26 protein-coding genes are annotated in these 24,734 nt (G+C 58.0%); 15 read left to right on the forward strand and 11 right to left on the reverse strand.

Annotation, left to right across the window (positions count from 1 at the left end; genetic code table 11):
* The first annotated feature begins 44 nt into the window (after positions 1–44).
* Both def and K328_RS24980 read left to right on the forward strand, forming a co-directional pair.
* A complete protein-coding gene (gene def, locus K328_RS0119300) occupies positions 45–608 on the forward strand; it encodes a peptide deformylase (RefSeq protein WP_028467377.1) in 564 nt (187 codons plus the stop codon).
* Positions 605–1,294 (forward strand): COQ9 family protein, encoded by a 690-nt coding sequence (locus K328_RS24980; RefSeq protein WP_084608418.1) that lies wholly within the window; start codon positions 605–607, stop codon positions 1,292–1,294. Before def ends, K328_RS24980 begins: the two co-directional genes overlap by 4 nt.
* A gap of 3 nt (positions 1,295–1,297) precedes the next feature.
* Here the strand turns inward: K328_RS24980 and K328_RS0119310 are convergent, their stop codons facing one another.
* From K328_RS0119310 to K328_RS26090, 3 genes are read right to left on the reverse strand one after another with little or no spacing between them, the layout of a single operon-like run.
* Positions 1,298–2,644: an amidase gene (locus K328_RS0119310; RefSeq protein WP_028467378.1), complete on the reverse strand. Its 1,347-nt coding sequence runs from the start codon at positions 2,642–2,644 to the stop codon at positions 1,298–1,300.
* Positions 2,645–2,648: 4 nt separating this feature from the next.
* On the reverse strand, positions 2,649–3,338 hold the full coding sequence (locus tag K328_RS0119315; protein ID WP_036554939.1) for a DUF2848 domain-containing protein: 690 nt from the start codon (positions 3,336–3,338) through the stop codon (positions 2,649–2,651).
* Between the two features lie 11 nt (positions 3,339–3,349).
* Entirely contained in the window at positions 3,350–3,919 is a 570-nt protein-coding gene (locus K328_RS26090; protein WP_051285174.1) for a TIGR02444 family protein, read from the reverse strand.
* Positions 3,920–4,010: 91 nt separating this feature from the next.
* Here K328_RS26090 and K328_RS0119325 point away from each other — a divergent pair, with 91 nt between their 5' ends.
* Both K328_RS0119325 and K328_RS0119330 read left to right on the forward strand, forming a co-directional pair.
* Positions 4,011–4,217 (forward strand): YdcH family protein, encoded by a 207-nt coding sequence (locus K328_RS0119325; protein WP_028467380.1) that lies wholly within the window; start codon positions 4,011–4,013, stop codon positions 4,215–4,217.
* Between the two features lie 17 nt (positions 4,218–4,234).
* On the forward strand, positions 4,235–5,128 hold the full coding sequence (locus K328_RS0119330) for a hypothetical protein (RefSeq protein ID WP_028467381.1): 894 nt from the start codon (positions 4,235–4,237) through the stop codon (positions 5,126–5,128).
* On the opposite strand, the gene K328_RS24990 is transcribed toward K328_RS0119330, so the two are convergent.
* Positions 5,121–6,350 (reverse strand): aminotransferase class III-fold pyridoxal phosphate-dependent enzyme, encoded by a 1,230-nt coding sequence (locus K328_RS24990; RefSeq protein ID WP_051285176.1) that lies wholly within the window; start codon positions 6,348–6,350, stop codon positions 5,121–5,123. The two genes, K328_RS0119330 and K328_RS24990, sit on opposite strands and share 8 nt — an antisense overlap.
* Before the next feature lie 169 nt (positions 6,351–6,519).
* On the opposite strand from K328_RS24990, the gene purE reads away from it, so the two are divergent.
* Together purE and K328_RS0119345 are read left to right on the forward strand one after the other, a co-directional pair.
* Positions 6,520–7,017 carry a 5-(carboxyamino)imidazole ribonucleotide mutase gene (gene purE / locus K328_RS0119340; RefSeq protein WP_028467382.1) on the forward strand — a complete coding sequence of 166 codons (498 nt, stop codon included), beginning with the start codon at positions 6,520–6,522 and terminating at the stop codon, positions 7,015–7,017.
* Positions 7,017–8,090 (forward strand): 5-(carboxyamino)imidazole ribonucleotide synthase, encoded by a 1,074-nt coding sequence (locus K328_RS0119345; RefSeq protein ID WP_028467383.1) that lies wholly within the window; start codon positions 7,017–7,019, stop codon positions 8,088–8,090. The genes purE and K328_RS0119345 overlap by 1 nt, the downstream gene beginning before the upstream one ends.
* Here K328_RS0119345 and K328_RS0119350 read toward each other — a convergent pair.
* From K328_RS0119350 to K328_RS0119370, 5 genes are all read right to left on the reverse strand, one after another.
* A complete protein-coding gene (locus K328_RS0119350; protein ID WP_028467384.1) occupies positions 8,077–10,050 on the reverse strand; it encodes a tetratricopeptide repeat protein in 1,974 nt (657 codons plus the stop codon). The genes K328_RS0119345 and K328_RS0119350 overlap by 14 nt on opposite strands.
* A gap of 15 nt (positions 10,051–10,065) precedes the next feature.
* Positions 10,066–10,704, reverse strand: coding sequence for a pseudaminic acid biosynthesis-associated methylase (locus K328_RS0119355; RefSeq protein ID WP_028467385.1), 639 nt, complete (start codon positions 10,702–10,704; stop codon positions 10,066–10,068).
* On the reverse strand, positions 10,673–11,452 hold the full coding sequence (locus K328_RS0119360; RefSeq protein WP_028467386.1) for a WbqC family protein: 780 nt from the start codon (positions 11,450–11,452) through the stop codon (positions 10,673–10,675). The genes K328_RS0119355 and K328_RS0119360 overlap by 32 nt, the downstream gene beginning before the upstream one ends.
* A 9-nt stretch (positions 11,453–11,461) precedes the next feature.
* Positions 11,462–12,295, reverse strand: a complete 834-nt coding sequence (locus tag K328_RS0119365) for a class I SAM-dependent methyltransferase (protein WP_028467387.1) — start codon at positions 12,293–12,295, stop codon at positions 11,462–11,464.
* A 202-nt stretch (positions 12,296–12,497) separates the two neighbouring features.
* Positions 12,498–14,291 (reverse strand): AMP-dependent synthetase/ligase, encoded by a 1,794-nt coding sequence (locus K328_RS0119370; RefSeq protein WP_028467388.1) that lies wholly within the window; start codon positions 14,289–14,291, stop codon positions 12,498–12,500.
* 113 nt (positions 14,292–14,404) lie between these two features.
* Here K328_RS0119370 and K328_RS0119375 point away from each other — a divergent pair, with 113 nt between their 5' ends.
* The 6 genes from K328_RS0119375 (at position 14,405) to K328_RS0119400 (ending at position 21,724) form a co-directional block, all read left to right on the forward strand.
* Entirely contained in the window at positions 14,405–16,189 is a 1,785-nt protein-coding gene (locus K328_RS0119375) for a M3 family oligoendopeptidase (protein WP_084608421.1), read from the forward strand.
* Positions 16,186–17,247 (forward strand): D-cysteine desulfhydrase family protein, encoded by a 1,062-nt coding sequence (locus K328_RS0119380; protein WP_205620709.1) that lies wholly within the window; start codon positions 16,186–16,188, stop codon positions 17,245–17,247. Before K328_RS0119375 ends, K328_RS0119380 begins: the two co-directional genes overlap by 4 nt.
* 81 nt (positions 17,248–17,328) lie before the next feature.
* On the forward strand, positions 17,329–18,684 hold the full coding sequence (locus K328_RS0119385) for a hypothetical protein (RefSeq protein ID WP_028467391.1): 1,356 nt from the start codon (positions 17,329–17,331) through the stop codon (positions 18,682–18,684).
* A gap of 199 nt (positions 18,685–18,883) precedes the next feature.
* A complete protein-coding gene (locus K328_RS24995) occupies positions 18,884–20,185 on the forward strand; it encodes a DUF1835 domain-containing protein (RefSeq protein WP_084608422.1) in 1,302 nt (433 codons plus the stop codon).
* Between the two features lie 117 nt (positions 20,186–20,302).
* The gene (locus tag K328_RS0119395) at positions 20,303–21,025 is read left to right on the forward strand and encodes a hypothetical protein (RefSeq protein WP_156901494.1); all 723 of its coding nucleotides are present in this window, start codon (positions 20,303–20,305) and stop codon (positions 21,023–21,025) included.
* 75 nt (positions 21,026–21,100) lie between these two features.
* On the forward strand, positions 21,101–21,724 hold the full coding sequence (locus K328_RS0119400) for a glutathione S-transferase family protein (RefSeq protein WP_028467393.1): 624 nt from the start codon (positions 21,101–21,103) through the stop codon (positions 21,722–21,724).
* Here the strand turns inward: K328_RS0119400 and K328_RS25000 are convergent, their stop codons facing one another.
* Positions 21,725–22,135, reverse strand: a complete 411-nt coding sequence (locus K328_RS25000) for a DUF1028 domain-containing protein (RefSeq protein ID WP_084608424.1) — start codon at positions 22,133–22,135, stop codon at positions 21,725–21,727.
* Here K328_RS25000 and K328_RS26740 point away from each other — a divergent pair.
* The 3 genes from K328_RS26740 (at position 22,123) to K328_RS26750 (ending at position 24,016) form a co-directional block, all read left to right on the forward strand.
* A complete protein-coding gene (locus K328_RS26740; protein WP_051285181.1) occupies positions 22,123–22,380 on the forward strand; it encodes a hypothetical protein in 258 nt (85 codons plus the stop codon). The two genes, K328_RS25000 and K328_RS26740, sit on opposite strands and share 13 nt — an antisense overlap.
* A 71-nt stretch (positions 22,381–22,451) precedes the next feature.
* The gene (locus K328_RS26745) at positions 22,452–23,315 is read left to right on the forward strand and encodes a hypothetical protein (RefSeq protein ID WP_205620710.1); all 864 of its coding nucleotides are present in this window, start codon (positions 22,452–22,454) and stop codon (positions 23,313–23,315) included.
* 95 nt (positions 23,316–23,410) lie between these two features.
* Positions 23,411–24,016 (forward strand): hypothetical protein, encoded by a 606-nt coding sequence (locus K328_RS26750; protein WP_156901498.1) that lies wholly within the window; start codon positions 23,411–23,413, stop codon positions 24,014–24,016.
* 10 nt (positions 24,017–24,026) lie between these two features.
* On the opposite strand, the gene K328_RS0119425 is transcribed toward K328_RS26750, so the two are convergent.
* Positions 24,027–24,731 (reverse strand): DUF1028 domain-containing protein, encoded by a 705-nt coding sequence (locus K328_RS0119425; RefSeq protein WP_028467396.1) that lies wholly within the window; start codon positions 24,729–24,731, stop codon positions 24,027–24,029.
* Between the last annotated feature and the right edge of the window lie 3 nt (positions 24,732–24,734).

A 24,734-nucleotide genomic window follows, 5' to 3' on the forward strand; every position in this document is an offset into this window, starting at 1 on the left:
AGCCGAGAGTTTACCAAATGGGGAGAGGGTTCTATATCCAAGGTATGACAGCACAACAGATCGTACGCATGGGCGCGCCGGTGCTCAGACGCCGGGCCGATGAAATTCCGGATCCGGCCTCAGAAGAGATCGCGGCCCTTGCCGCGGACATGGCCGACTCGATGACGGCAGCCGGTGGCGTCGGCCTCGCGGCGCCGCAGATCGGTGTCCCGAAACGGATTATTGTCTTCAAAGTGCCGGGCGAGCGGGCAACTGCCGCGGCGAATGACGGGCCGCTGGAGTTGCAGGTCCTGATCAATCCGGTAATCGAGCCGCTTTCCGGCGAGATGGAGCTGGGCTGGGAAGGTTGCCTGTCGATTCCCGGCCTGAAGGGCGAAGTGCCGCGTTACCGGAAGATTGCCTATCGGGGCTTCGACCTGCAGGGTGAGAAAGTACTGCGTCGGGCGGAAGGCTTTCATGCGCGAGTGGTTCAGCATGAAGTCGATCATCTGGACGGCATTCTCTATCCCGAGCGGATGACGGATATGCGCCGCTTCGGCTATGGCGAGGAACTGTTGCAGGCGGCGGTCGATGCGTCGCCGGACGAGATTCGGGGAGACGGAAAATGACCGAAGACACCGATTCCGTGCTGGAAAAACGCGAGGCGGAACGTGACCGGGTGCTCGACTGCATCCTGCCGCATGTCATGTTTGACGGTTGGAGCCGCAAGACCCTGCGTCACGGCGCCGAGGACGCGGGCATTTCGATCGCCGAGCTTGATCGCCTGTTCCCCGCCGGCGTGACGGATTGTATTGGGCATTTTCTGGATCGTGCGGACCGGGACATGGTGCAGGCTTTTCAGAGAAGGAATCCGTCTGCGATGAAAGTCCGCGAGCGCATTGGAACTGCCGTACGCATCCGGCTTGAACAGGCAGCGCCGCATAAAGAAGCAGTACGCCGGACGCTCGCCTATCTCGCCATACCCGGCCATAGCGGTCTCGGCACCCGCAGTCTTTACAAGACGGTGGACGCGATTTGGAAAGCTGCGGGCGACACCGCGACCGACTATAATTTCTACACCAAGCGTGGGCTGCTCGCGGCAGTCTACAGCTCGACCGTTCTGTTCTGGCTGAACGACACGTCAGAAGATTATGCAGAGACCTGGTTGTTCCTGGATCGCCGAATCCAGAACGTCATGCAGATCCCGAAACTGACCGGGCGTCTAAAAGAAGCAGGCGCAAAGCTGAAGAATCCGTTCGAGGCGCTGAAAGCCTGCGCCCCGAAACGGCGTTCCCCTTTTGCTGGAGCTCGCTAGGCTTTAACCCGCCAGAGCCGCTTCGATACCCGCGGCGACCGACAGGGTCTTCGCATCACCCATCGTCTCGCCCATGACCATCAGGCCGACCGGTGCCGTGCCTGCTTCGTGGCAGGGTAGGGAGACGGCGGAGCGGTCGAGGAAGTTGCCGAGGGACGGATTGCGCAGCATCAGCAGGTTCGTCGTGTGGTAGAGGTGCTCGTCGGTCTCAAGGCTGGCGATGCTCGGAGCGATTTGCGGAACGGTCGGCATCAGCACGGCGTCGTAGTCCCGCGTGGCGGCATTGGCGACGGCCTGGATCTCGACCCGGCGCCGGCTCAGGATCACATAATCCGCTGCCGTCATTTTAGCGCCGCCCTGGATACGGCTGGCCACACGCGGGTCATAGGCGCTTTCCTTGCGGGACAGCAGCTCGCGGTGGATTGCATAGGCCTCGGTCGGGGCGAAACCACCCGCCTTGTTGGAAGCCGGGATCTCCAGCAGCCATTCGAAGCTCTTCTCTTCCAGCAGCGCCCCGGCGGCCGACAGCTTGTCGAGCGCGGCCTCGAATGCCTTGGCGACATGCTCGTCCATATCGTCCATCACCATGGTGCCCGGCACCACGAGACGCATGCCCTTGACCGAAAGCGGTGCGACCTCCGATGGCGCCTCTCCGGCCATGATCGCATCCAGCAATGCGCAGCAATCGACGGAGCGGGCCAGCGGGCCGATGGAATCGAGTGCCCATGAGAGCGGGAAGGCGCCATCCGTAGGCACGCGGCGCGCGGTCGGCTTGAAGCCGGTCAGCCCGTTCAGGGCGGAGGGAATGCGGACCGATCCGCCGGTGTCCGTGCCGATGCCGGCGGCGGCCATGCCGTCGGTGACGGAAATCGCAGCGCCGGAGGAGGAGCCACCGGGAATGCGGCCGGTCTCCCGGTCGAACGGGTTCTTGGGCGTGCCGTAATGCGGGTTGAGGCCAAGGCCGGAGAAGGCGAACTCGGTCATGTTGGTACGGCCGAGGATCACCGCACCTGCAGCTCGGAGATGGGCAACAACCGGTGCGTCCTCGTCGGCGGCAGGCTCGTCCTTGCGGGCGACGGATCCGGCCATCGTGACGCGGCCCCTGATGTCGAACAGATCCTTCACCGAGATCGGAATGCCCGCGAGCGCGGAGGGCACCACGCCCGAAGCACGGAGAGCGTCGCTTGCCTTCGCTGTGGCACGGGCGGCTTCGGCGAAAACATCCGTGTAGGCCCTGCCGCCTTCTCCCTTTGCATCCCCGATCCGGGCGAGGGCTTCCTCCGTCAGTTTCTCCGAGCTTGTTTTTCCGGAGGCAAGATCGGCGGCAAGGTCTTTCAGGGGGGCGAACATGGGCTTAACTCACAAGTGGCAGGGAATGGATATCGTAGGCGTGAGAGATCGTGGCGCCGCGAACGGGATCCTCGATCTCCATGGCAAAACGGCTGGCGGGACGAATACCGCCGATGGCGGCGAAGGTGCCGAGCATCATGACAGAACCGGATGGCAGGGCGCCATTGGCATAAAGCTCCATCATTTCCTCCGGGCGGCGCATGGCGGCAAGCGCTCCGTCCTGATAGGGGACTTCGGTGCCGTCAATAGTGGCGCGCGCCCTGAGCCGGAGATCGTCCCAGTGATCCAGCAGATCATCGAGCGGCCAGGCTTCCCGGGCGAGAATTTTAGGGCACATCTGTTTTGAGCCGGCGACCGAATAAGTCTCGGCGGCGCGGTCCGTGTGATCGGAGCCGACGGTCACCCAGATGCCTTCATCGGTGGAGACCAGCACGGCCTCGACTTCACCCGACGTATCCGGGCCGACAACCTGGATGGCGTCGTCCTGCATCAGCACGTTGACTGCATTGCGGTAGAAAAGCGGCGTTTCGCTCGGCGGGGTAACGCCGATGGCTTTCAGCTCGTCGATATGATGCTGGAGCGCGTCCGTATCGCGGCCGGTCCAGCCGCCGACAATCAGGTTGGACACTGTGACGGCAAGAATTCCGCCATCGGGTTTCTCAAAACGAAGCGTAACCGTGGCGCCGTCGCGCATAAACGAACTCCCTATATCGTCGGATCGGTAGCCGATACGGCAAGAGACGAAACGATATCCGCTTCCGCCGCCTCGGGAAAGACGGCGACGAGCAGTTTTACAAGAGTTTCACGCAGCGGCTGCTCAAGTGGTTGTCCGGGCGTGGTGGGGCGGAGAACGGTCAGGTAAAGCGCGAGATTATTGGCGGTAGTCGGGAGAGGTGCTGCTGCTGGATCGGCAGGAAGAGCAGCGAAACATTCGAAAAGCCGATGCTGCTGGATTTGTTCCGCTTCGAGCTCAAGGGCGGCAAGTTGTTTGTGGAAGCTCGCGACGTGCGCGTCTGCGGTCATGGGCTTGAGGTGCCGGCGGACCGCACGCAGGGGGGCTATCACCGGGTTCGCCCATTCTCCGGCAAGAGCAACGGCCTGATCGGCTTTAGCCCTGTCCAGAGCCGTGCCGCGGGAGCCTAGCCAGCAGCAAAGCAGGATAAGGTTCACGTCGAGTCCGAAGCGGTCCTGCAAAGCCAGGCATCCGGCGGTCACGTCTTTCCGGCCATAGGTCGCGAGTGAATAGGTCCAGAATGGGGTGTCAGGCACGCTCATCCGTCTTGTCTAGCATGCAAAAGCGCCCTACCAAACTATTGTGCTTTGCGATATGACAGACCGTCTCACATACAAATTGTAACGGAATGCCTTGTTGGAACAGGACCGCGAAGAACTGTCCCGCCGGCTCGAAGAGCTGAAGATCGAACACCGGGACCTTGATGACGTGATTGCACGTCTGGCGGAAGACGGTCCGTTCAATCAGCTCCAGATCCAGCGTCTGAAGAAGCGCAAGCTGCTCCTGAAGGATCAGATGATCAGGCTTGAGAGCGAGCTGCTGCCCGACATCATTGCCTGACCCGGGCGGTCCGCGCAGTGAGTGTCAAAACCATCATCTGTACGGCCGGAGAGGATCGGTTCTTTCCGATCTCGCAATGTTTGCTGCGCTCGGTGCGCGGCCAGCAGCAGGGCGATATTGATATCGGTTATCTGAACCTCGGACTCTCCGCCGGCAATCTGGAAAAGCTCTCCGAATACGGTGCAAGTGTCGTGACGCCCGGCTGGGATATCGATTTCGTACCGCCGGATGGCGACCCAACCAAGGTTGGAGACGGCTTCAAGGCAATGACCTCCCGGCCATTCTTACGCGATCATTTTCCGGGTTATGACGTCTATATCTGGATTGACGCGGATGCCTGGGTTCAGAACTGGTGGGCAATTGACTGGCTCATTGAAGGCGCGCGCCGTGGCGACCTCAATATAGCCCCGGAGATGGACCGGGCCTATGAGCATTGTTTTGACTTCAAGGCTTATGTCCGCTGGACCGTTGACCAGCAGGCGCAATTCTTCGGACACGATGTCGCAAAGAGGGTTGGTTATAACCCGGTCCTGAATTGCGGGGTCTTTTCGATGCCGTCGGCGCATCCGCTTTGGGACTTGTGGGCAGAGAAGCTGAGGGAAGCTTTGCAGCGACATGTCGGCTTTTTTGCAGACCAGATGTCGCTCAATCACGTTGTCTATGCTGGAGATCATCCGCGCTGTTTCCTGCCTAGCCAGTTCAACTGGCTGGCCAGCATGGCGCTTCCCGCCTTCGATCCCAGGATATCCCAATTTGTCGAGCCGGGCATTCCGCACCGCCCGCTTGGCATCCTCCACTTGTCGGGCAAGACCAAATCAAAACCGCAGAGCATTGATGTTCTCGGCCGGTCTGAGAAGGTGAAGACTTGGCTGCTTTACGATCCGCAACGCAATGGAACTGGCGTCAGCTAACGACTTCAAGACTGGCACGCCGAAGGATTTCGGTGGCCTTGGCAAGCTCATCCTCTGAAATGGTGAGAGGCGGCGACAGGGTGAGAAGACGTCCGTCGGCTGCACCGGTATTGAGGCCGAGCCTGTAGCAGGCATCTTTCAGGTCTTTTAGTTGATCGGGATTTGTGCAGGCGACAGCCATGGAGAGCCCGAGGCCGATTGCGGTCTCGTATGCCGGAACCTCCGTTGTCATTTGCTCCAGCGCTTTCAAAGCGTCACAGCCTTTGTTCTCAGACGCTGTAATCAGGTTTTCCGAGTCGAGTATCCGTAAAGTCTCGATCCCGGAGCGGGCCAGGACCGGGTTTTTCTGGTGCGTATAATGTCCGATCCCGAGATGCCCGGCGACATCAAGCTCTGCTCTAGCGATCACCGCCGAGAGCGGTAGAACGCCGCCTCCAAGAGATTTTCCGAGCACCGTCATGTCCGGTGCGACGCCGGTATGATCGCTTGCGAAAAGCCGACCGGTCTTGCCGAGGCCCGTTGGGATTTCATCGAAGATCAATAAGGTTCCCGCGTGGTCGCAAAGCGTTCTGATCTTTGGCCAGAACCAGTCGGGTGCCGTCTGTCCGGTGGACCGTACCGGCTCTGCGATCAGCGCGGCGATCTGGTTGCCTTCAAGGATCTGTTTCAGGCCGGTGAGCGCATCTCGGGCGCTGGTCTCTGGATCTTCTTCCTGCCGCCGTGGCCAATAGGATGGGGCATGATGGCAGCCTTCAAGCGCCGGGAAACCAACTCTCTCACTGGTCGTGCCACCAACCGAGAGAGCGCCTAGCGCGGCGCCGTGCCAGCTGCCGTCAAAAGCGGCAGTGCTGGTCCGGCCTGTAGCGATATAGGCGAGCTTGAGGGCCATTTCGATGGCATCGGCACCGGAGGTGCCGAGCAGTACTTTCGCCGGGCCATAAATCCAGCGGGCGGCCAGCATCTCCGCCAACTCAACAGCAGGCTCGGAGGTGAAAAGCCGTGGGGTGAAGCAGAGTGTATCGAGTTGTTCTTTCAGGGCGGCGATCAGCCGTGGGTGCCGGTAGCCGATATTGTGGCAAGAGTTGCCGTGGAAATCCAAGAACCGGTGCCCGGTTTCGTCTGTCGCCCCGGCACCCTCGCAAGAGATGAAGGCATGGTCGACCGGTGTGGAGTCAGCTTGATGCAGGAAGGCTGTTGCATCCCGTGTTCGAAGTGCTGTCATTGGGCTTGCCTCCCCAGAATATCAGGTGCCAAGACTGAAGCATGAAGCCGGAGCGGGCGGAAGTCGTCAGTCCAAGCTTGTAACTGCAAGCCCCGCTCCTATAATGCCGCGCTTCTTTGACCTTTCCCGTCTTTCGGGCTGGGGTCGTGACGGAAGCAGGAATGCGTATATGGCCAAGGCCGCGACCCCTCTTGTCGGTATCATCATGGGCAGCCAGTCTGACTGGGAGACCATGAAGGAAGCCGCACTCATTCTAGAAGCCCTCGACGTCCCGCACGAAACCCGGATTGTCTCCGCGCACCGGACGCCGGCTCGCATGGCGGACTATGCCGCGACGGCGCGGGAACGGGGACTCAAGGTGATTATTGCCGGCGCCGGCGGTGCCGCGCATCTGCCGGGAATGGTGGCGGCGCAAACCACGCTCCCGGTGCTGGGCGTTCCGGTCGAGAGCAAGGCGCTCAAGGGGATGGACAGTCTTCTCTCTATCGCCCAGATGCCCGGCGGTATTCCGGTCGGAACGCTTGCCATTGGCAAGGCCGGTGCGAAGAATGCGGGTTTGCTCGCCGCTGCGATCCTGTCGAATGAAGATGAGGCTTTGCACAGCCGGCTTGATGCCTGGCGTACGGCGCAGACCGATGCGATTGGCGACGTTCCGGTGGATGCCTGATGTCTGACGTATTGGCTCCCGGTTCCGTCATAGGGATTATCGGCGGCGGACAGCTTGGCCGCATGACGGCGTTGGCGGCGGCACCGCTTGGCTATCGTTGTCATATTTATACGCCGGAAGAAAACAGCCCAGCCTCGCAGGTGGCCGAGAAGACCACGGTCGCTTCCTATGAAGACGAGACGGCGCTGGCGGAATTCGCCGCAGCGGTCGATGTCATTACCTATGAATTCGAGAATATCCCTGTCGATACTGTGCAGCGCCTTTCGAAGCTGGCGCCCGTGCGGCCACGGCCGAGTGTGCTGGCGGTCTCTCAGCATCGCGTTGCCGAAAAGGATTTCGCGCGCGATTCGGGAGCGGGTACAGCGCCTTACCGGCATGTCACCGGTCTTGACCAATTGTGCGACGCCGTGTCGGAAATCGGCCGTCCCGCCGTCCTCAAGACATGCCGCTTCGGCTATGATGGAAAAGGTCAGGTCAAGATCACGGCGGAGACGGATCTTGCGGCGGCGTGGGCGTCGTTGAAGACAGACGATGCGGTGCTTGAAGGCTTCGTCTCCTTCGACAAGGAAGTCTCTGTCATTGTGGCGCGCGGCGCCGACGGTACAGCTTTGGCTTTCCCTGTGGCCGAAAACCATCATGTGGATCACATCCTCAGCACCAGCACCGTGCCGGCGAGCATTCCCGAGGCGACGGAGAAAGCTGCCCGGGCCACGGCCGTTGCTCTGGCGGAGCGGCTGGAGTTGGTCGGCCTTCTGGCTGTCGAAATGTTCGTGACCACAGAGGGCGAGGTTCTTGTGAACGAAGTTGCACCACGTCCGCACAATTCCGGACATTGGACGCAGGACGGCTGTGCCACATGCCAGTTCGAGCAACTCGTGCGCGCGGTAACGGGGCTGCCGCTGGGCCCGGTGGACGTGTTGTTCCCGACTGTCATGCAGAACCTGATTGGCAATGAGGCAGATCAGTGGCTGGATATCGCCGCCGAGCCGCACGCGAAGTTACACCTCTATGGCAAGGCGGAAGCCCGTCCGGGCCGCAAGATGGGCCACGTGAACCGGATCAGGGTTTCCTGATCGGAAGTTTTCCGTGTTGGAGGAAATAGCGGATTGCTTCACCCATCCGCTGTGCCCGGTCCGGAACAATGGTTGGGGCGGACCGCGGCTTCACCGGGTAAAGGTTCGGGAACAAAATGTCCCGTCCGTCACCGACAAATAAATATGATTTCTGCAGCCCGATGACCGGAATGCCGACCGAACACGCCAGAGCGAGCGCTGCCGTGCCGGGAGATACAGCCAGATCTAGGCAAGACATCAGCGCGACGACGCGGTCCAGTTCCTTTGTCTGGTTCAGATCGGGAAAGTCATGAACTGTAATACCGGTTTTTTCCTGAAGCTCCCTGATTTCATCTGATGGGTCGCCGTATTGCAGATTTATCAGGGTGAAGCGTTCGGTCGGTATTTCCGCGATCAATTCCTCAAGGGTTAGATAAGCGATTTTTCGATGGTCTGTGATCAAGGTTCCGCTGCGCCAGCAGAGGCCGAGATATGGTGCGGGACCGCATTCCCTCAGGCGCTTTCGCCATTCCGACTGCATCATCCCATCGGCCTTGAGATATCCGTTTCGCGGGTCGGATTTATGTGATTCGTGGCGATAGAGAGCCGGCAGGTCTCCGGATATCAGGCTATGGGTGAACCGGTGTTCGCTCTGAGCGTTTTGATAATTGTGAGTCGTCTCGCCATTTGGGCCGGGCTGTAATTGTTTCTCTATGAGATTCAATTTTGGAAAGCTGCGTTTCAAGAGGGGAAACAGGCGGGCGTCGGTCTCGACGGTCACTTGCTCGACCTCGTCCAGCAGATCAGGCAGGCAACTGAGATGTATGATGTCGTCGCCGATTCCCTGTTCCGACGCCACCAGGAGATGGCCAGGCTCGTCTTCGTTTGGAGTCCAGTGCTTGGGCAGGTGGAAGCGTTTCGCGGCCTTGGCCATGCTCAGCCGACTTGGCCAGTATTTCCATCCTGTCTCGATATCGCCGATACTGAACGCCGAAAGGCTCAGGTTAAACCCGATATCTCCAAATTTTGGCGAAACAGCGAGGCCATAGCCGGAGATGCGAATGGAGCTCTCGAACTGGCCTAGGTGATAGGTGGCCGTGGCAAGGGAGTTATAGGGGCCGATGAGTTCCGGGGTTAAAACCGCACCACGTTGAGCCGCCCTGGCGACGGACACATATTTCAATTCGCTATAAAATTCGGCTGCGAGCTGTTCCCAGACTTTCGAAGAAGAAGGCTTTACGATGGTTGCAAGTCGTTTTGGGAACAGGCCTTTCCAGCTGGTGGCTTCCTGGATATCTCCACCACGAAAATGGGCATAAAACTCGTGTCGACCAGGATCAAGCAGCATTCCCTGTTTAGCCACTTTGTCCGCAGCAGCGGTGTCTTTCAGGGCAGTGTGGGTTCTCTGCAAATGGAAATAGGGCTCGACTGATTCTTGTGCCCTGTCGCGAGCCTGACCGAAAGCCTCCAAGGCCATCTCATATTTGTTGATCGTGTAAAGGGCGGAGCCGAAGCGCAACCATGCTTCCGCGTTACCGGGCATGAGGCGAACCGCTTGCCCGGCTCTTTCCACTGCCTTGTCGGGATCCGCTGTTTCCAGCGCGACAATCGCGGAATTGAGAAAAGCGGAACCAGATGCAGGATTGATAATACAGGCGCGCCCGTAGGCAGACCCGGCAAGGGTCAGATTGCCTGTGCTGCGCATGGCGCTGCCGAAATGGTCATAGTAGGAAGCTGGCTCGGGCCGTTGAAGAATGGCAAGCCGGATCAGCCGGGCACCTTTTGTTGCGGCTCCTTGCTGAAATTCAAGAGTGCCAAGCAGGTGCAGAATGTCCGGGTTTGGCCCAACGGACGCACGGAGTTTCTCGTAAATTGGCCGCGCTTTGTCCAAGCGCCCAGCTTCATGCTGGACGATTGCTTCGGCGAACAGTTGCTCGAGATTCTCGGTTTCCTGATTCACCGTGCTTGCTGCCGGTGCCATTGATACGTGGCCTTGTTATTCTTCGCGCTTGAAAACCCACCAGTTTGAATCGCCAAATCCGGTCAGCTTGTCCCAGAAGAACCCGGCTTCGACGGGGCGCCAGCCCGGGTTTTTTTTCATGAAAAGCTCGCCGTAATCCGCTTTCCAGAGCATCTCGTTCTGGCCGCGATATTCGACCTCCTGAAGGTGCTTGGAATAATACTCGGTCATCAACACGTACTTGTTTGCGACACGTCCAAGTTCGGAAAGCGCTGTATCCAAAGAATCCGGTTCCACATGGATCAGGACGCCTGATGTGAAAGCCATGTCGAAATGCCGATCCGGAAACGGAATCGATTGCAGCCACCCTTCGACGATGTTGCCTTTCGCCGTTACGCCAGCAGCAATTGCTTTGGCGCGGGCCTTTGCATTCGGCTCGATTGCATGCAGTTCAGCGGAGGTGATGTTCGACAAGGCACGCAGGGCGATACCGACATTGCAGCCGCATTCCAGAATGGTCGCTGGCGGGTCGGCGGCCATGCATTCCCACATTTTCGCGTATGCGCGGGTGTAGTCGCGCACGCGTTCGGTTGTTGCAGAGTTACGTTCGGCATAGGCATCGCCGAACCGACCCCGCCATGTATCAAGCTGCGCCGTAATTGTTTTCTCGTCCACCGGACTCACTCCTGGAAACACTGAAAAACTCGAGAGCTGGTATCGGATCGCGGTGGCCAGAGCGGAGAATTGCTCCAGCCTGCGCCCCGGCGTTCAGTAATAGATCTACGATCGACATGAAGCCGGTAAACCCGAATCCGCACTGCGGGTAAATTGGATGATCATATCGCTGGAATACCAGATTGATCCCGGCCTCTTCAAATCGCTTCATCCCATCCGGCCCTATATAGTCGGCCGAACCGGGGGCGCTGACATAGGTGTCGGCCCCGTAGAGACGACAAATTTCGACAAGGCGCGTGATACGGCCGTCGAAATTCGGAAGTGTACCTGCGCGGACCGTATTCGTGTTGATGCCGAGCCGGCCCATTGCAAAATGGATAAAATCGATATTGATGTCCGCGAGGCATGCACCGTCAGGTATGGACGACAAATGTTCCGTCAGTATGGGGAATTCTGTCTTGAAGGCGCGGGCGGTCGAGTATTCCTGCTGTAAGGTCTTTGCCAGCTTTCGAATCCGGTGTTCCGGATGGACAATCGCCGTGTCGAGGCTGGTACCTTCGCTGAAGCGGGCGGAAACAGGCAGCGAGATCCATTTGCTGCCCTGACTGGTCTTGATCCTGTTGCGGCAATGCCAGGATTGTTTGGAAAATTGCACGGTATCAAGGAAGACGAACTGATCGACTTGATCGATCAGATCAAAATATCCCATCCAGGGGAGCCATGTCGGTTGCATGATCGCAACGCGCATCGTCATCTCCTAGGCGCGCCTCCCGGCGATCACCATTGTTCGACCGAGCCCGGCTTGACCGAAGGCTTTATAGAGGCGCCTGCGGACCTCGGTCGGGATAGATCGTTCGAACGCGACACGCCTGTTGTGGCAGTCGGCTCCGAGTGTACGATCTGAAATATAATCAAAGCCGAGCAGAAGCCATAGCTCCATCGGAAATTCGCCGTGCCGATGGAAGGGCATAATCCCGACATCGTGCATCATGGCCTCAACGGCATCGAAGGTGAGGTAGTTGATGTGTCCTGGCGGTGAGACCCACCATTCCTTGAGGCCAAGCGAATCGACGGCCGCCACCTGCAGTGCGTTGAAGTCGTTTCCGCCGCGGACCATCAGGACCCCGCCGGGCTTCAGTATTCTGGACGCAGTCTTCAGGTTGTGTACCGGGTCATGCGTAAACTCGAGCACATTGTTGAAGATCACCGCATCGAGGCTCTCGGGCTTGATCGCTCCATCTTCAAAGAGACCATCCAATGACCCTTCGAGTGCATCCAGGCCTTTGGACTTCACGGCTTCAACAGCATCGCTGGCCAGATCGATGCCGAGCGGGTCAAGCCCTGCCTGCTTCATGTCGCTGATAAGCTCGCCGAGCCCGCATCCGACTTCGGCGGCTCGCTTCCCGGGCGCGTATTCCAACAGAATATCGATGATATCTTTGTGAACGGTTTCCCGGAGCCAGTTTCCCTGATCTGCCGCCTCATCGCCGCCGCGGTTGGCCCGCGCAATGTCGGAGGCAAGCTTACCCTCGTTTATGAGATCGTAATATTGTTCGGCATAAAAACGGTCGAGTTCTTCCCGAGTTGGCATTGGGTCAAGAACGCGATGCCCGTAATTGGGGGCCGGTTTTGTACTGTAGTTGCTCAACGTTCTGAGCCTTTCATTCCAGACCGTTTCGGCAGGAGTTGATTGCCCTATTCTAGGCTTTAATCTTCCTTATTTTACACGAACCTACGCTTGGTTCGCCAGTTTTGTTTCGCGGGGCCAAAACCAGCGATTGGCAGTCTTGCTCTCAGTTTCGTGCGTAAAGCCCGTCCAGCCGTTCCCAGTATGTCTCGCGGATCTTGTGCCGCCTGATCTTCAGGGTTGGGGTCATCATTGCATTTTCCGTTGTGAACGGTTCGGACGCTATGACGAAACGGCGGACTTTTTCTATCTGAGACATACGGGCGTTGGCACGCTCCAGAGCGCCGCCCAAAGCCTTGCCGAAAGCCTCGTTTTTCGACAGATCGGCAAGGTTTGCTTCTACACCTGAAGACTTGGCCCATTCTTCAATGAAGCTCTGTTCCGGAACCAGAACTGCGACGAGATAGGGGCGCTTGTCGCCATAGGTCATCGCCTGACTGATTTCCGGTTCGATCGTCAGCTCACCCTCGACTTTGGCAGGCGCAATATTGTCCCCGCCGGAATTGACGATGATGTCCTTCTTCCGGTCGGTGATGACGATATAGCCGTCCTCGTCGATCTTCCCGATATCTCCGGTATGCAGCCAGCCGTCGACTATGGTTTGCGCGGTAGTCTCGGGGTCCAGCCAGTAGCCTTTCATCAGGAGCTCGCCGCGTATGAGGATCTCTCCGTCCTCCGCGATTTTCACTTCGACACCTTTCAGGGGCGGCCCGACCGAGTGGATCTTGATCAGGGCGCTTCTGTTGCAGCTGACGACAGGAGAAGCCTCTGTCTGCCCATAGCCTTGCAAGACGGTCACGCCGAGCGAAAGGAAGAAGGTGCCGATATCGGGATTGAGCGCCGCCCCCCCGGAGACAAAGGCTTTCAGCCGTCCTCCGAACCGTCCGGCCACCTTGCGGCGGACCGCTATATCCAGCAGCCTGTTTTCCGCCCGCTCCAGCAATGTCAGGCTATGCGGATCTTTATAGGCCTTCCGGCCGAGGGCAACAGCACGGCGAAACAGTTTCGCGCTGAGCCCTCCCTTTGCCTCGACACCGCGGCTGATGCGATCGTGCAGCACCTCGTAAAGCCGGGGGACAGCGGTCATGATCGTCGGCCGCGCTTCGGTCAGGTTCTGCGCGACCTTCTCCGGCCCCTCCGCGTAGTAAATCTGTGCACCGATGGAGATCGGAAAATGCAACCCGCAGAGATGCTCGTAAGAGTGGGACAGCGGCAGAAGGGAGAGAAAAACCTCATTCTCCAAACCACAGCCGCGCAGGAGATCGTGCGCCCCGTCGCAGTTAGCGAGCAGAGACCCGTGGGTCAGCATGACACCCTTAGGCCGTCCACCGGTCCCCGACGTGTAGATGAAACAGCAAACCTCGTCTCGTTGCAGGGTCGCTGCCCATTCGACGGGATCGCCTGACTCGTCAGCACCCATGGCTGCGATCGCGTCCCAGCCCAATACCCGAACGCCAGCCTGGGTCTCTGCGCCGGGAGCATCGATGGAGATGACCGTGTCGCAGGCGTCTGCGCTCCGCGCCGCCGGCAGGAGCTTGCGCGCCAGCTTCTCGGTTGAGACGACGGCGGCATTGGCGCCGCTATGGTCGAGAATGTAGAGAATATCGTCGGTCGTACTTGTTGTGTAGGCGGGGACCGCGACGGCGCCAATGGTAATAATGGCCAGTTCGGCGATCACCCATTCGGGCCGGTTCTCCGAGAGGAGAAGGACCCGGTCCCCTTTTGCAATCCCGAGCGCCCGGAGGCCTTTCGCGATCCGCTGCACCTCTGCGCCGACTTCTGCATAGCTCTGACTCTCGTATGTGCCAGAGTGTTTCGCCCAGAGAAACGGCCGGTCGGAATACGTCTCGGACTGATCGAAGAACAGCGTTGCGAGATTTCGTACTGCCTTGTAGTCCATTATTAGTGTTTCCTCCCGTGGTCGCTCGTTTCTTGGCGGCTCTGGATAAGTTTAGCAGACGAACGATCTGTTGAGTGTTCGCGCTCACATTAATGAAACGAATGGATAAACAGATGGCCGAAGCCGCACAATCCGAACTTGGCATTCTCCCCGAATGGGATCTTTCCGATCTTTATCCCGGGCCGGAGTCGGAGGCCCTGAGCAAGGATCTGGATAAACTTGCCGCGGACGCGAAGGCTTTCAAGAATCAGTATGCCGGAAAAATCGCTGGTCTGGGCGGCACCGAACTTGGCCGCGCCATCCAGGCCTATGAGAAGATGGACGAGATCACGGGACGCATCATGTCCTATGCCTATCTCGTCTATGCCGGGGACATGAGCAGCGCCGAGAATGGCCGTTTCTTCCAATCCATGCAGGAAAAGGTCAACGCCGCGGGAACGGACCTGCTGTTCTTCACTCTGGAGATCAACCGGATTAAGGAGGCGGATCTCCAGGTCAGCCTGAAGGCGCCGGAACTCGCCTTCTACAAGCCGTGGCTGCGCGATGTCAGGGCGTTTCGGGACCACCAGCTCTCCGACGAGATCGAGGAGAAGCTGCACGAGAAATCCGTGACCGGCAAATCCGCCTGGGTCCGGCTTTTCGACGAGACCTTCGCCCGCCTGCGCTTCCCGTTTGACGGCAAGCAGCTCACCTCTGCCGAGGTGCTGGACAAGCTCAGCCACAAGGACGGCGCGATCCGCGAGAAAGCGGCGAAGAGCTTCGCCGGTGTGCTGAAAGAGAATATCGGCCTCTTCGCGCTGGTCACAAACACGCTCGCCAAGGACAAGGCCATTGATGACAAGTGGCGTGGTTATGCCCAGCCAATTTCGGCACGCAACCTCGCCAATCAGGTCGAGGACGAGGTGGTGCAGGCATTGTCCGATGCCGTGACCGGCAGCTATCACCGATTGTCGCACCGGTATTATGCACTGAAGGCGAAATGGTTCGGTGTCGATGCATTGAATTATTGGGACCGCAACGCGCCGCTGCCGGACGATGACGACACGACGATCCCCTGGGCCGAAGCGCAAAAGACGGTGCTCGACGCCTATGGCTCTTTTTCGCCTGGTCTCGCCGAGGTTGGCAAACGCTTCTTCGACAATGCCTGGATCGACGCGCCTGTGCGTCCCGGCAAGGCATCCGGCGCCTTCGCCCATCCGACCGTGCCGAGCGCACACCCTTATCTGCTGCTGAATTATCAGGGCAAGACCCGGGACGTGATGACCCTGGCTCATGAGCTCGGCCATGGAGTGCATCAGGTCCTCGCCGGCAAGCAGGGCCAGCTCCTGTCCGACACGCCGCTCACTCTCGCGGAGACGGCATCTGTCTTCGGCGAAATGCTGACCTTCCGCGCAGTGCTCGCCTCAAAAACTGATCCGAAGCAACGCCGTACCATGCTGGCCAGCAAGGTCGAGGACATGCTGAACACAGTGGTCCGCCAGATTGCGTTCCACCAGTTCGAGACCAAGGTGCATGCGGCCCGGAGCAACGGAGAGCTGATGCCGGAGGATCTCGGTAATATCTGGATCGAAACCCAGACCGCCAGCCTCGGTCCATCCATCAAATTCGACGACGACTACCGGACTTTCTGGTCCTACATCCCGCACTTCGTCCATTCGCCGTTCTATGTCTACGCCTATGCATTCGGCGACTGCCTGGTCAACTCGCTCTACGCCGTCTATCAAAACGCGGAAGAGGGCTTTGCGGAGAAGTATCTGGAGATGCTGTCCGCTGGCGGGACACTGCGCCACAAGGAACTTCTCGCACCCTTCGGGCTGGATGCCAGCGATCCGGCTTTTTGGTCCAAGGGGCTGGATGTGATCGACGGCTTCATCACCGAACTTGAAGGCATGGAATGATGACGGGGCCGGACGCGCTGCAACACCGATTGAATGGGTTCCCGCGCGTCCGGCTCGGACATTTCCCGACGCCTCTGGAGAAGATGGACCGGCTCGCCGGGCATCTCTCGGAGGAACTTGGCAAGCAGGTGCCGTCGCTCTGGGTGAAGCGGGACGATTGCTCCGGCCTTGCCACCGGCGGCAACAAGGTGCGCCAGCTCGAATACTCCTTCGGCGCCGCCCAGGCAGCCGGGGCCGATACGGCCGTGATCACCGGTGCGGTGCAGTCGAACTACATGCGCACGGCGGCCGCCTTCGCGGCGAAGCTCGGCATGGAATGCCATGTTCAGCTCGAAAACCGGGTCGAGGGCATGGGCGAGGAATATCACAAGTCCGGCAATGTCTTGCTGGACCGGATGTTCGGTGCTCGCATGCATCACTTCCCGCTTGGCGAGGACGAGAAGGCGGCGGACACCAACCTCTCCCGTATTGCCGGCCGTCTGAAACGGGAGGGCAAGAAGCCATATCTTTTCACCCTCTCGGCTGACAGCAAACCGACCGGCTCTCTCGGTTACATGCAGTGCGCAGTCGAACTGCTTCAACAATCGGCCGCCAATGACATGCAATTCGATGCCGTCGTGGTGCCGAGCGGCAGTGCAGCCACCCATGTCGGCACTCTGCTAGGCCTGCGCCTCGCCGGATATACCGGGCCGGTGCACGGCATCTGTGTGCGCCGGGACGCGAAGAGCCAGACAGAGCGTGTTCTCTCCATCACCCGGCTGGCCGAAGACATGCTCGGCTGTGGCGAGATCGTTCCCGAGAGCGATGTGATATGCCGTGATGACTGGCTTGGCCCGAGCTACGGCAAGATGGTGGAGAGCACGCACGAGGCTATTGATCTTGCAGGTCGTCTCGAGGCGCTGATCGTCGATCCGGTCTATACGGCGAAAAGTTTGGCAGGTCTGATCGGCCTCACTCGCGCAGGCGCGTTTGAGGGCATGGGTAGCGTGCTCTACATCCATACCGGCGGGCTCCCCGCGCTCTTCGCATATCGCTCCGCGCTCTATCCAGGCGGGTAAATCGGGCGGAGTTATTTACACCGTACTGACAGACGTGCTCATATTTGCCCCTTAAAGTAGAAAAATATGAAGGCGGGAAACATGTCAGATCGTCCGGCGTTTTTGATTCAAGGTGAACGAGCGCGCCTGTTTCCTGTTCTGGCGGAGAACTCGAAGGAAGGTCGGACGCTCTCAATCCTGCTGTCTTGTATGGAAAATGTACAAGAGTTTGGGCGGTCGATGTTGGCTGACTTTGGCCTCAGAATTGGCACTAGGGCTAAAATCGAAACCTACACAGAAGTTGTGTTGAAAAATTCCGGATCTAAAAAATTCCGGCCAGACGGCCTAATCGTTGTCCGGTCGGGTTCAAAAACTTGGCATGCGTTGGTCGAGGCAAAAGTAGGCAAGAATGAACTTTCGAACGAACAGGTTGAAAGTTATCTGGAAATTGCAAAAATGAACGGAGTTGATGCCGTTCTGACTATTTCAAATCAGTTTGCGCCGTTGCCGAGTCATCATCCTCTGGATTTAAGCTTCCAATCCTTGCGGAAGGCACAGTTATTTCATTGGTCGTGGAAGTATGTGTTGACGATTGCGACGCTATTATTGAAGAGGGACGAGGTATCTGACGATGATCAGAGGGTAATTCTCAACGAAATGGTCCGCTTTCTTACGCACCCAAGTGCAGGGGTTAAGAGCTTTGACCAAATGCCAAGCCAATGGACTGCAGTACTTGAGTCTGTACATGCCGGTGGTGAAGTTTCTCCGAAATCAAGTGATGTGCAGGATGTGATTGGAGCTTGGCATCAGGAAATCCGGGACCTTTGTCTGGTATTGTGTCGGCAACTCAATGAGAATGTAGATATTCGTGTCCCTCGCGCACACGTAAACGACCCAATCGCAAGACTGAAATCGGATGCCGAGAATCTTGCGAAAACGCACAAGCTCTATGCTGATTTTGTGGTTCCAAATGCAGTCAGTCAGGTCAGCGTGGCCGCTGATTTTGGCAAAAAGTCCATTTATGCCTCGATGCGAGTTGCAGCTCCAGGCGATAGAAAATCAACCAAAGCCCGGCTCAATTGGCTGCTTCGGCAGTTGAAAGAATCAGTGCCCGACAACATTCATATTAAATTGATTTGGCCTGGGCGTGGCCAAAATACACTTTTTTCTCTTGTAGATCTCCGAGAAGATCCAGGAATGGCGGAATTGCAAGGAAAAGTGGCAACTTCCTTTGAGGTTATTTATGCAAAAGACTTGGCGGCTAGATTTGGGCAGCGGAAAACGTTCATCGTTGAGTTGGAGCGTGCCGTGCCCGCGTTTTATGAACAGGTTGGACAAAATCTAAGAAACTGGCAGGCCCCCGCGCCGAAAATTTCAGATGACAAAGCCGAACCTAAATCTGTGAACACGGATTCTCTCAGTGCTGATGCGGAGAGGTTTGTAGAGGAAGCAGATTAATAGCCTGTCTGTTTAACATTATTGATAATCAAGCTCTTTCAGGTGGGGCTTGATCACGCGGGCCCAGGCTGCGATGTTTTCCGCAGCGCCTTCTTGGCGTCCTGTCCGCGGAAAGGGCTGCGCCCATCCTGACTGATCGATAACAGATCGATTTCCTTGCCTGTTGGCGGACACAGGCGATAAGCGACGAGGGAATCGTATGTCTCAAGCTAACGAGCCGGCAATGGCCGGTCCGCGCGATTATTTCGGCGGACGGCTCAATCTCGAACAACAGAAAAAGCGTGCAAAAGAGCTTCTGAAAGCTGTCCGCGACGGCGATGCGGATGCTCTTGCGAGGCTGGAAGCATTTCATCCGAAAGGCGCTGCGGCCGAGCGGTTGCTCGCCGATGCACAGCTTGTGGTCGCGCGGGAAAACGGCTTTCCGAGCTGGCCGCGCATGAAGGCGCATATCGACACACTGCGCATTGCCCGGCGGCGCATGGAAGCGGGACGCCCGCTGGTGCCTGACAGTGCCGACATGGTGCATATCCGCTGCGGAGAGGATATCCGTCATAGCCTCAAGGTCGCGGGGTTCGTCGGTGCTTTTGCCGAATTCTCCGACCCCTATTGTCAGGGGCCTGTGCCACGCCTCGACCGGGCGGCCTTTCTGGACAAGCGCTCGGACTTCATTGTGTCCGCATATGAGCGCCCGTTGAAAGAAACGAGGGACAAGCTGGAGGCCGAGTACGACACGGTGGACGCGCTCGGAGCGGGAGGTCGGGTAACGCTCTGGTTCGAACATGACAGTTACGACCAGCTGATCCTCGCCCGTTTGCTGGCGCATTTCTCCCGCCTTGATGAACGTCCGGACCTGCAGATGATCTGTGTCGGCGAGGTGCCGGGCGTGCAGGGCTTTGTCGGTCTCGGCCAGTTGCATCCCGAAGTGCTGCTCTGGCTCTGGGAAAACGAGCTGAAACCCGCGACAGAAGAGCAACTCGCGCTCGGTGCTGAGGTCTGGGACGCTGTTACCGATCCGGACCCGACGCATCTTGCCCGGATTGCCCACGATGGCACGCCTGCGTTGCCTTTGATGGCGCCAGCTCTGCAACGGCACTTGAGGGAGCTACCTTCTGTGCGCACGGGGCTAGGCATGACCCAGGAGCTGGCGCTGTCGATTTTGGCCGGATCCGATGGGCAGAGCCTGCCAGCGGGCCGGATCTATCATGCGCTGATGACCCGGCATGAACCGCTGCCGTTCCTCGGCGACCTCATGTTCTGGCATGTCCTGAAGGATCTTGGCCGCAGCTTGGAGCCAATCATCTCGACGGACCTGGAGGCGGCGGAACTTCCCTGGCCGAAGCGGATTTATATGCTGACGGATGCGGGCCGGCAGGTGTTGTCAGGTGAACTGGACTATCTGTCCGTCGCGGGTGCGCCGCGCTGGGTCGGCGGCGTCGAAATCCGCCCGCGTGAACCGACATGGCGCTGGGATGAGGGGCGCTCCACTGTCGTCATGACCTGATCGTACGGTGCAGGGAGGCTCGTCCTTGGAACGGGCCTCTCGTGCCGTTACCATCGCCGGATGATCCGCGAATGTCTCACCTATCTCACAACGCCGTGCCCCGCGCCCTTCCGACGCATGGGCTATCTTCAGGAATGCGTCGGTATCGAGAGCCGATACCGGCGGAACCGCACGGCATGGGCATCGCATCTGGAAGAAAGCCGCCAGCTGATGCTGGAGGCGGCCGGACAGTGCGACACGCGGGATACGGTTCTGATCTTCGGTGCCGGATTACTCCATGACATTCCCCTGGCGGATCTGCTTGGCATGTTCCGACGCGTCATTCTGGCGGATATCCTCTTTATGGCGCCTGCTCGCCGGGCGGCGGAGAGAGAGCAACGGTTAGAGCTGGTCACGCTTGATGTCACCGCTTCGCTCACATCCCTCGCCGAAGGAAAGACCGAACTGACGCAACCGACCGCCTATCTGGACGACCCGTCAATCTCACTGGTGATCTCCGCCAGCATCCTGTCCCAGCTTTTCGTCGTCCCGAACGCTTACCTCGAAAAGCACTTCGGGCAAGGTGATGCGGAAAGCGAAGTGTTGGGGCAGGCACTGGTCCGCGCGCATCTTGCCTATCTCGGCGCGTTCGAGTGTCCAGTGGCACTGATTGCCGACGAGACGCACATCATTCGCGACCGGTCAGGGGCGGAAACCGCAACAGCGTCCGCCCTGCATGACGTGCCGCTGCCACTTGGCGGCAGGTCCTGGGACTGGGACATCTGTCCGCTTGGGGAGATCGATCGGGATCATGCGGTGATGCATCGGGTGCGGGGGTATCAGGATTTTCCAAAAACCTGAACCGACTTCACTTCTCGAAAACGGCTCTCGCGCTCTAGTATGATCCCCAATGAAAAAAGCGGGGAGCATCGACCAATGAAACTGATCGGAAATTATCTTTCACCCTTCGCCCGGCGGGTGGCGATCAGCCTCAATGAGCTCGGTATTGCTTACGAGATGGAAAATGTGATGGTGAGCAAGAACCCCGAAGCGGTTTCGGGGCACAACCCGCTCATCCGGATCCCAACGCTCATTCTCGATGACGGCGAGGTGCTGGTCGAGAGCTTCGCTATTCTTGATGCTATCGACGAGATGGCGGGGGCCGAGAAGGCTCTTGTCCCGGCATCGGGAGCGGACCGGCGCCGTATCCTCAAGATCACCGCGATCGCGCTCGGGACGATGGATAAGACTCAGTGGGCCGCTTACGAGGTTACGTTCCATCCGGCGGAGAAAGTGCACCAACCCTGGATCGACAAGAATGAAAATCAGGCCTGTGGTGGCCTGGCCTATCTGAACGAGCTGGTCGAAAAGGCGGGAGATGACTGGCTGGGTGGGACGGACCGTATCAGCCAGGCCGATATTTCGGCCGTCGTCGCTTTCAGTTTTGCGCGGAAAATCCGTCCGAATATGGACGTTGAGAAACGGTTCCCGGCGCTTGCGGCCTTTGCAGAACGTTGCGAGGCGCGGGAGTCCTTCAGAAAGGCGCCGGTGCCGGGCTGATCAGGAGGCTTCGTCCGTCTTCAGGTTTGCAGCGACAAAAGCGTCCCGTTCTGCGTCATCGACGATACCGGCAAAATCGCCGATCCCGCCCATGGTGCGCATGTAGGCGCGGCGGCTGGTTGAATAGATCCCGAAGAGGCGGCGCAGTTCAGTGACCGGTTCCGGGTGGTCGTCGACGCGGATGTCGGCTTCGGCATAGGGCTCGCTGCCCTGGATGAGCAGGGCAGCCGATTGCTTGCCGCGTTTGTCGCCGCCAGCGGCTTCCCATGCCTCCAAGGCCGTCAGCAGGCGGTTGCTGTATTCGAGGCCCGCACTTGCTTGGTGCCGCGCCAGCTTTTCGTTGTCCCGAACGCTTACCCGAAAAGTGCTTCGGTCAGAGCGATGCGGAAAGCGAAGCGTTGGGGCAGGCATTTGTTCGCGCACATCTCGCCTATCTCGGCGCGTTCGATTGCCCCGTGGCACTGATTGCTGACGAGGAGCACATCATCTGTGACCGGTCGGGAGCGGAAACCGCAACAGCATCCGCCCTGCATGACGTCCCGTTGCCACCCGGCGGCAGATCATGGGACTGGGATATCTGCCCGCTCGGGGAGATAGACCGGGTTTATGCAGTGATGCACCGGGTGCGGGGCTTTGTGGACATTAAAAAATGGTAGCAGGGGTCGATTTTCATGCTCAGTCGCGATAATCGTTGATTAGGTAAATTTCAAAAGATCCAGGGCTTGTAATGTTTAGAGAGTTTCGTCTTCGCAGGCTGCCGGTTTTCGTGCTGCTTTTTGCTCTTTGCAGCTGTGTTACGACGCAGCCAGATTTGTCCAAAGGTCTCAATCAGCAGAAAGCCTACGTGATCGTTGGTCGGGAAGCTGTGGCGCATGGCTGGAAAGACTATTTTGACTATAACGATACTCTGGAGTCGCAGGTGTCTTCCGAAGTAATTCGAGGAATGCCTAGCGGACGGGAGATGATTTTTAGAAAGTATAACAGCGATGGAAAATTATCCGACGTTAAATACCCAGTGAATGATAATGAGACGTTTATTGTTGATTTGAACCTTTCGCCTTTTCCTTTTCGGAATTCACTTCAGTCTATTGTTTTTGGGGGGGGCGGTCGAGGCGTTGATATCTCTGAAATAACAGACAAATTTCACGGGAAAAGCGCGCAGGTTTTTGGCGAGGGATATCTGGTTTATGATGTTTTTGAAGTTACTCCAGGGAATTGGGTCTTCGAGCGTTATAGATATGACAAATTTGGCTGTATCAATCCTCGTGGATGTGGAAACACACTTTATAATGTAATGCAATTGAAGCGTGGGCAGGTGTCGCAAAATTCGCTGGGTTTTTCTGTCTCTGCCGGAGAGTTGGTTTATGTTGCAGATGCAAAAATAGAGTTCGATATTGTTTCAAAAAATGTCATGAATAAAGATTATTCATTCAAGAATTCGAATATGCCTGTGGATGAGGTGAGGACTTATCATTACGCCAAGAATATTAAATTTTCTTTCGGGTTAGATGTCAGTAGAATGAAGGAGGCGATGTCCAGCCGTCTCGACGTTTCACGGGTTGTCGTACGAAAGTTGAGGAGAATTAAATGATCGAACGATCTATTCTCTCATATGATATCTACGTTGAATAATTGCACATTTATTTGAATTTATTAGAGATTTTAATGTTGAGAATGGTGTGGTCGATGAAACGGCAAGTTTTTTTCTTCTTTCTAGTGTTTGGTGCTCTCAGCGGCTGTGCAAGCACGCGGGATTATCAGACGCCGAACGCGCACATAATAATGGGAGCGCGTGTGGAGCCGAAGATGCGAGAGGGCGTGATTGGTCTCTTCACACCGTCGACCAGTGCCGGGATTGGTCTGTCTCACATCCCGAAGAGGCGTGACATCCGTAATCATGCAATATCCGTTCGGGGTGGCCAGGGATGGTCGTACGAAGTGTTTCCTGTCGTCGCGGGATTGTACATTTTAGACGATGTTTATGTGCGAGGCGGAGGAGCTCAAGGTATGGAAGTCACGCGTCTCGCCGAGACGCTGAAAAAGAAAGATGGCAGGACCAGTGTTCGTGCCGCTTATCTCTTTGATATTCCGAAAGGTTCAGTCGCATATATTGGGTCATTCGATATCGAAGCCTCAGCCTTGCCTGTCGAGATTACCGTTGTGAAGGATATAGAATCTGCGCAGGCAGCAGCAGTTGCGGCTGGGATCGATCATTCCCGGATTCAGGTGCTTGAGCGGAATCTGATCCGCGGTATGGAGAAGCTGGTGTCGGATGCGCAGAGCGGAAGCTGACTTTTGCCGTTCAGTTGTCCTGCTTCTGCGCCATAAAATCCTCCCGCTCTGCGTCATCGACGATGCCCGCGAAATCGCCGATCCCACCCATGGTGCGCATGTAGGCGCGCCGGCTTCCCGCGTAGATGCCGAATAGTCGCCTCAATTCGGTGACGGGCTCGGGGTGGTCGTCGATGCGGATGTCGGCTTCGGCGTAGGGCTCGCTTCCCTGAATGAGCAGGGCCGCCGATTGTTTGCCGCGTTTATCGCCGCCTGCGGCTTCCCCTGCCTCCAGAGCCGTCAGCAGGCGGTCGCCGAATTCGAGGTCCGCGCCTGCTTCGTAGCGCGCCAGCGTGTCCGCAACCACGGCGGGGCCGGCCAGCATGTTACCGGCGACGGTGACGTTTTCTCCCGTCAGGTGCCCGCACCAGTCGACGCAGTTAGCGCCTGTATGGGCGAATGTGTTGCCCTTGGCGTCGACGCCGTGCACCTGGCGAATTTCCCGGCCTTCATCGTGTGCGAGTGTCATTGCGAGGGCTTCGGTTATCGGCAGGCCACGTGTCATCAGGTCCATCGCGAGCGGACCGTGCATAGGGTTGGTGTGAGCCTGGGTGGATATGCCGCCAATCCCGGCACGCGACCAAGGGCAGATGGCGCCGACGGCGAAGGCGCAAGTGGAGACGGCGATGCCGAAGCGGCCGCTCTTCGGATCACGTGCGACGATTGACCACGTCATGAG

Source organism: Nisaea denitrificans DSM 18348 (assembly GCF_000426505.1).
GTDB lineage: Bacteria > Pseudomonadota > Alphaproteobacteria > Thalassobaculales > Thalassobaculaceae > Nisaea > Nisaea denitrificans.

Bases quoted from the DNA above. Each gene is read 5' to 3' on its own strand.
- def (WP_028467377.1), top strand. From the start codon at position 45: ATGACAGCACAACAGATCGTACGCATGGGCGCGCCGGTGCTCAGACGC.
- K328_RS24980 (WP_084608418.1), top strand. From the start codon at position 605: ATGACCGAAGACACCGATTCCGTGCTGGAAAAACGCGAGGCGGAACGT.
- K328_RS0119310 (WP_028467378.1), bottom strand. From the start codon at position 2,644: ATGTTCGCCCCCCTGAAAGACCTTGCCGCCGATCTTGCCTCCGGAAAA.
- K328_RS0119315 (WP_036554939.1), bottom strand. From the start codon at position 3,338: ATGCGCGACGGCGCCACGGTTACGCTTCGTTTTGAGAAACCCGATGGC.
- K328_RS26090 (WP_051285174.1), bottom strand. From the start codon at position 3,919: ATGAGCGTGCCTGACACCCCATTCTGGACCTATTCACTCGCGACCTAT.
- K328_RS24990 (WP_051285176.1), bottom strand. From the start codon at position 6,350: ATGACAGCACTTCGAACACGGGATGCAACAGCCTTCCTGCATCAAGCT.
- purE (WP_028467382.1), top strand. From the start codon at position 6,520: ATGGCCAAGGCCGCGACCCCTCTTGTCGGTATCATCATGGGCAGCCAG.
- K328_RS0119345 (WP_028467383.1), top strand. From the start codon at position 7,017: ATGTCTGACGTATTGGCTCCCGGTTCCGTCATAGGGATTATCGGCGGC.
- K328_RS0119350 (WP_028467384.1), bottom strand. From the start codon at position 10,050: ATGGCACCGGCAGCAAGCACGGTGAATCAGGAAACCGAGAATCTCGAG.
- K328_RS0119360 (WP_028467386.1), bottom strand. From the start codon at position 11,452: ATGCGCGTTGCGATCATGCAACCGACATGGCTCCCCTGGATGGGATAT.
- K328_RS0119365 (WP_028467387.1), bottom strand. From the start codon at position 12,295: ATGCCAACTCGGGAAGAACTCGACCGTTTTTATGCCGAACAATATTAC.
- K328_RS0119370 (WP_028467388.1), bottom strand. From the start codon at position 14,291: ATGGACTACAAGGCAGTACGAAATCTCGCAACGCTGTTCTTCGATCAG.
- K328_RS0119375 (WP_084608421.1), top strand. From the start codon at position 14,405: ATGGCCGAAGCCGCACAATCCGAACTTGGCATTCTCCCCGAATGGGAT.
- K328_RS0119380 (WP_205620709.1), top strand. From the start codon at position 16,186: ATGATGACGGGGCCGGACGCGCTGCAACACCGATTGAATGGGTTCCCG.
- K328_RS0119385 (WP_028467391.1), top strand. From the start codon at position 17,329: ATGTCAGATCGTCCGGCGTTTTTGATTCAAGGTGAACGAGCGCGCCTG.
- K328_RS24995 (WP_084608422.1), top strand. From the start codon at position 18,884: ATGTCTCAAGCTAACGAGCCGGCAATGGCCGGTCCGCGCGATTATTTC.
- K328_RS0119395 (WP_156901494.1), top strand. From the start codon at position 20,303: ATGGGCTATCTTCAGGAATGCGTCGGTATCGAGAGCCGATACCGGCGG.
- K328_RS0119400 (WP_028467393.1), top strand. From the start codon at position 21,101: ATGAAACTGATCGGAAATTATCTTTCACCCTTCGCCCGGCGGGTGGCG.
- K328_RS25000 (WP_084608424.1), bottom strand. From the start codon at position 22,135: ATGCCTGCCCCAACGCTTCGCTTTCCGCATCGCTCTGACCGAAGCACT.
- K328_RS26745 (WP_205620710.1), top strand. From the start codon at position 22,452: ATGTTTAGAGAGTTTCGTCTTCGCAGGCTGCCGGTTTTCGTGCTGCTT.
- K328_RS26750 (WP_156901498.1), top strand. From the start codon at position 23,411: ATGAAACGGCAAGTTTTTTTCTTCTTTCTAGTGTTTGGTGCTCTCAGC.
- K328_RS0119425 (WP_028467396.1), bottom strand. From the start codon at position 24,731: ATGACGTGGTCAATCGTCGCACGTGATCCGAAGAGCGGCCGCTTCGGC.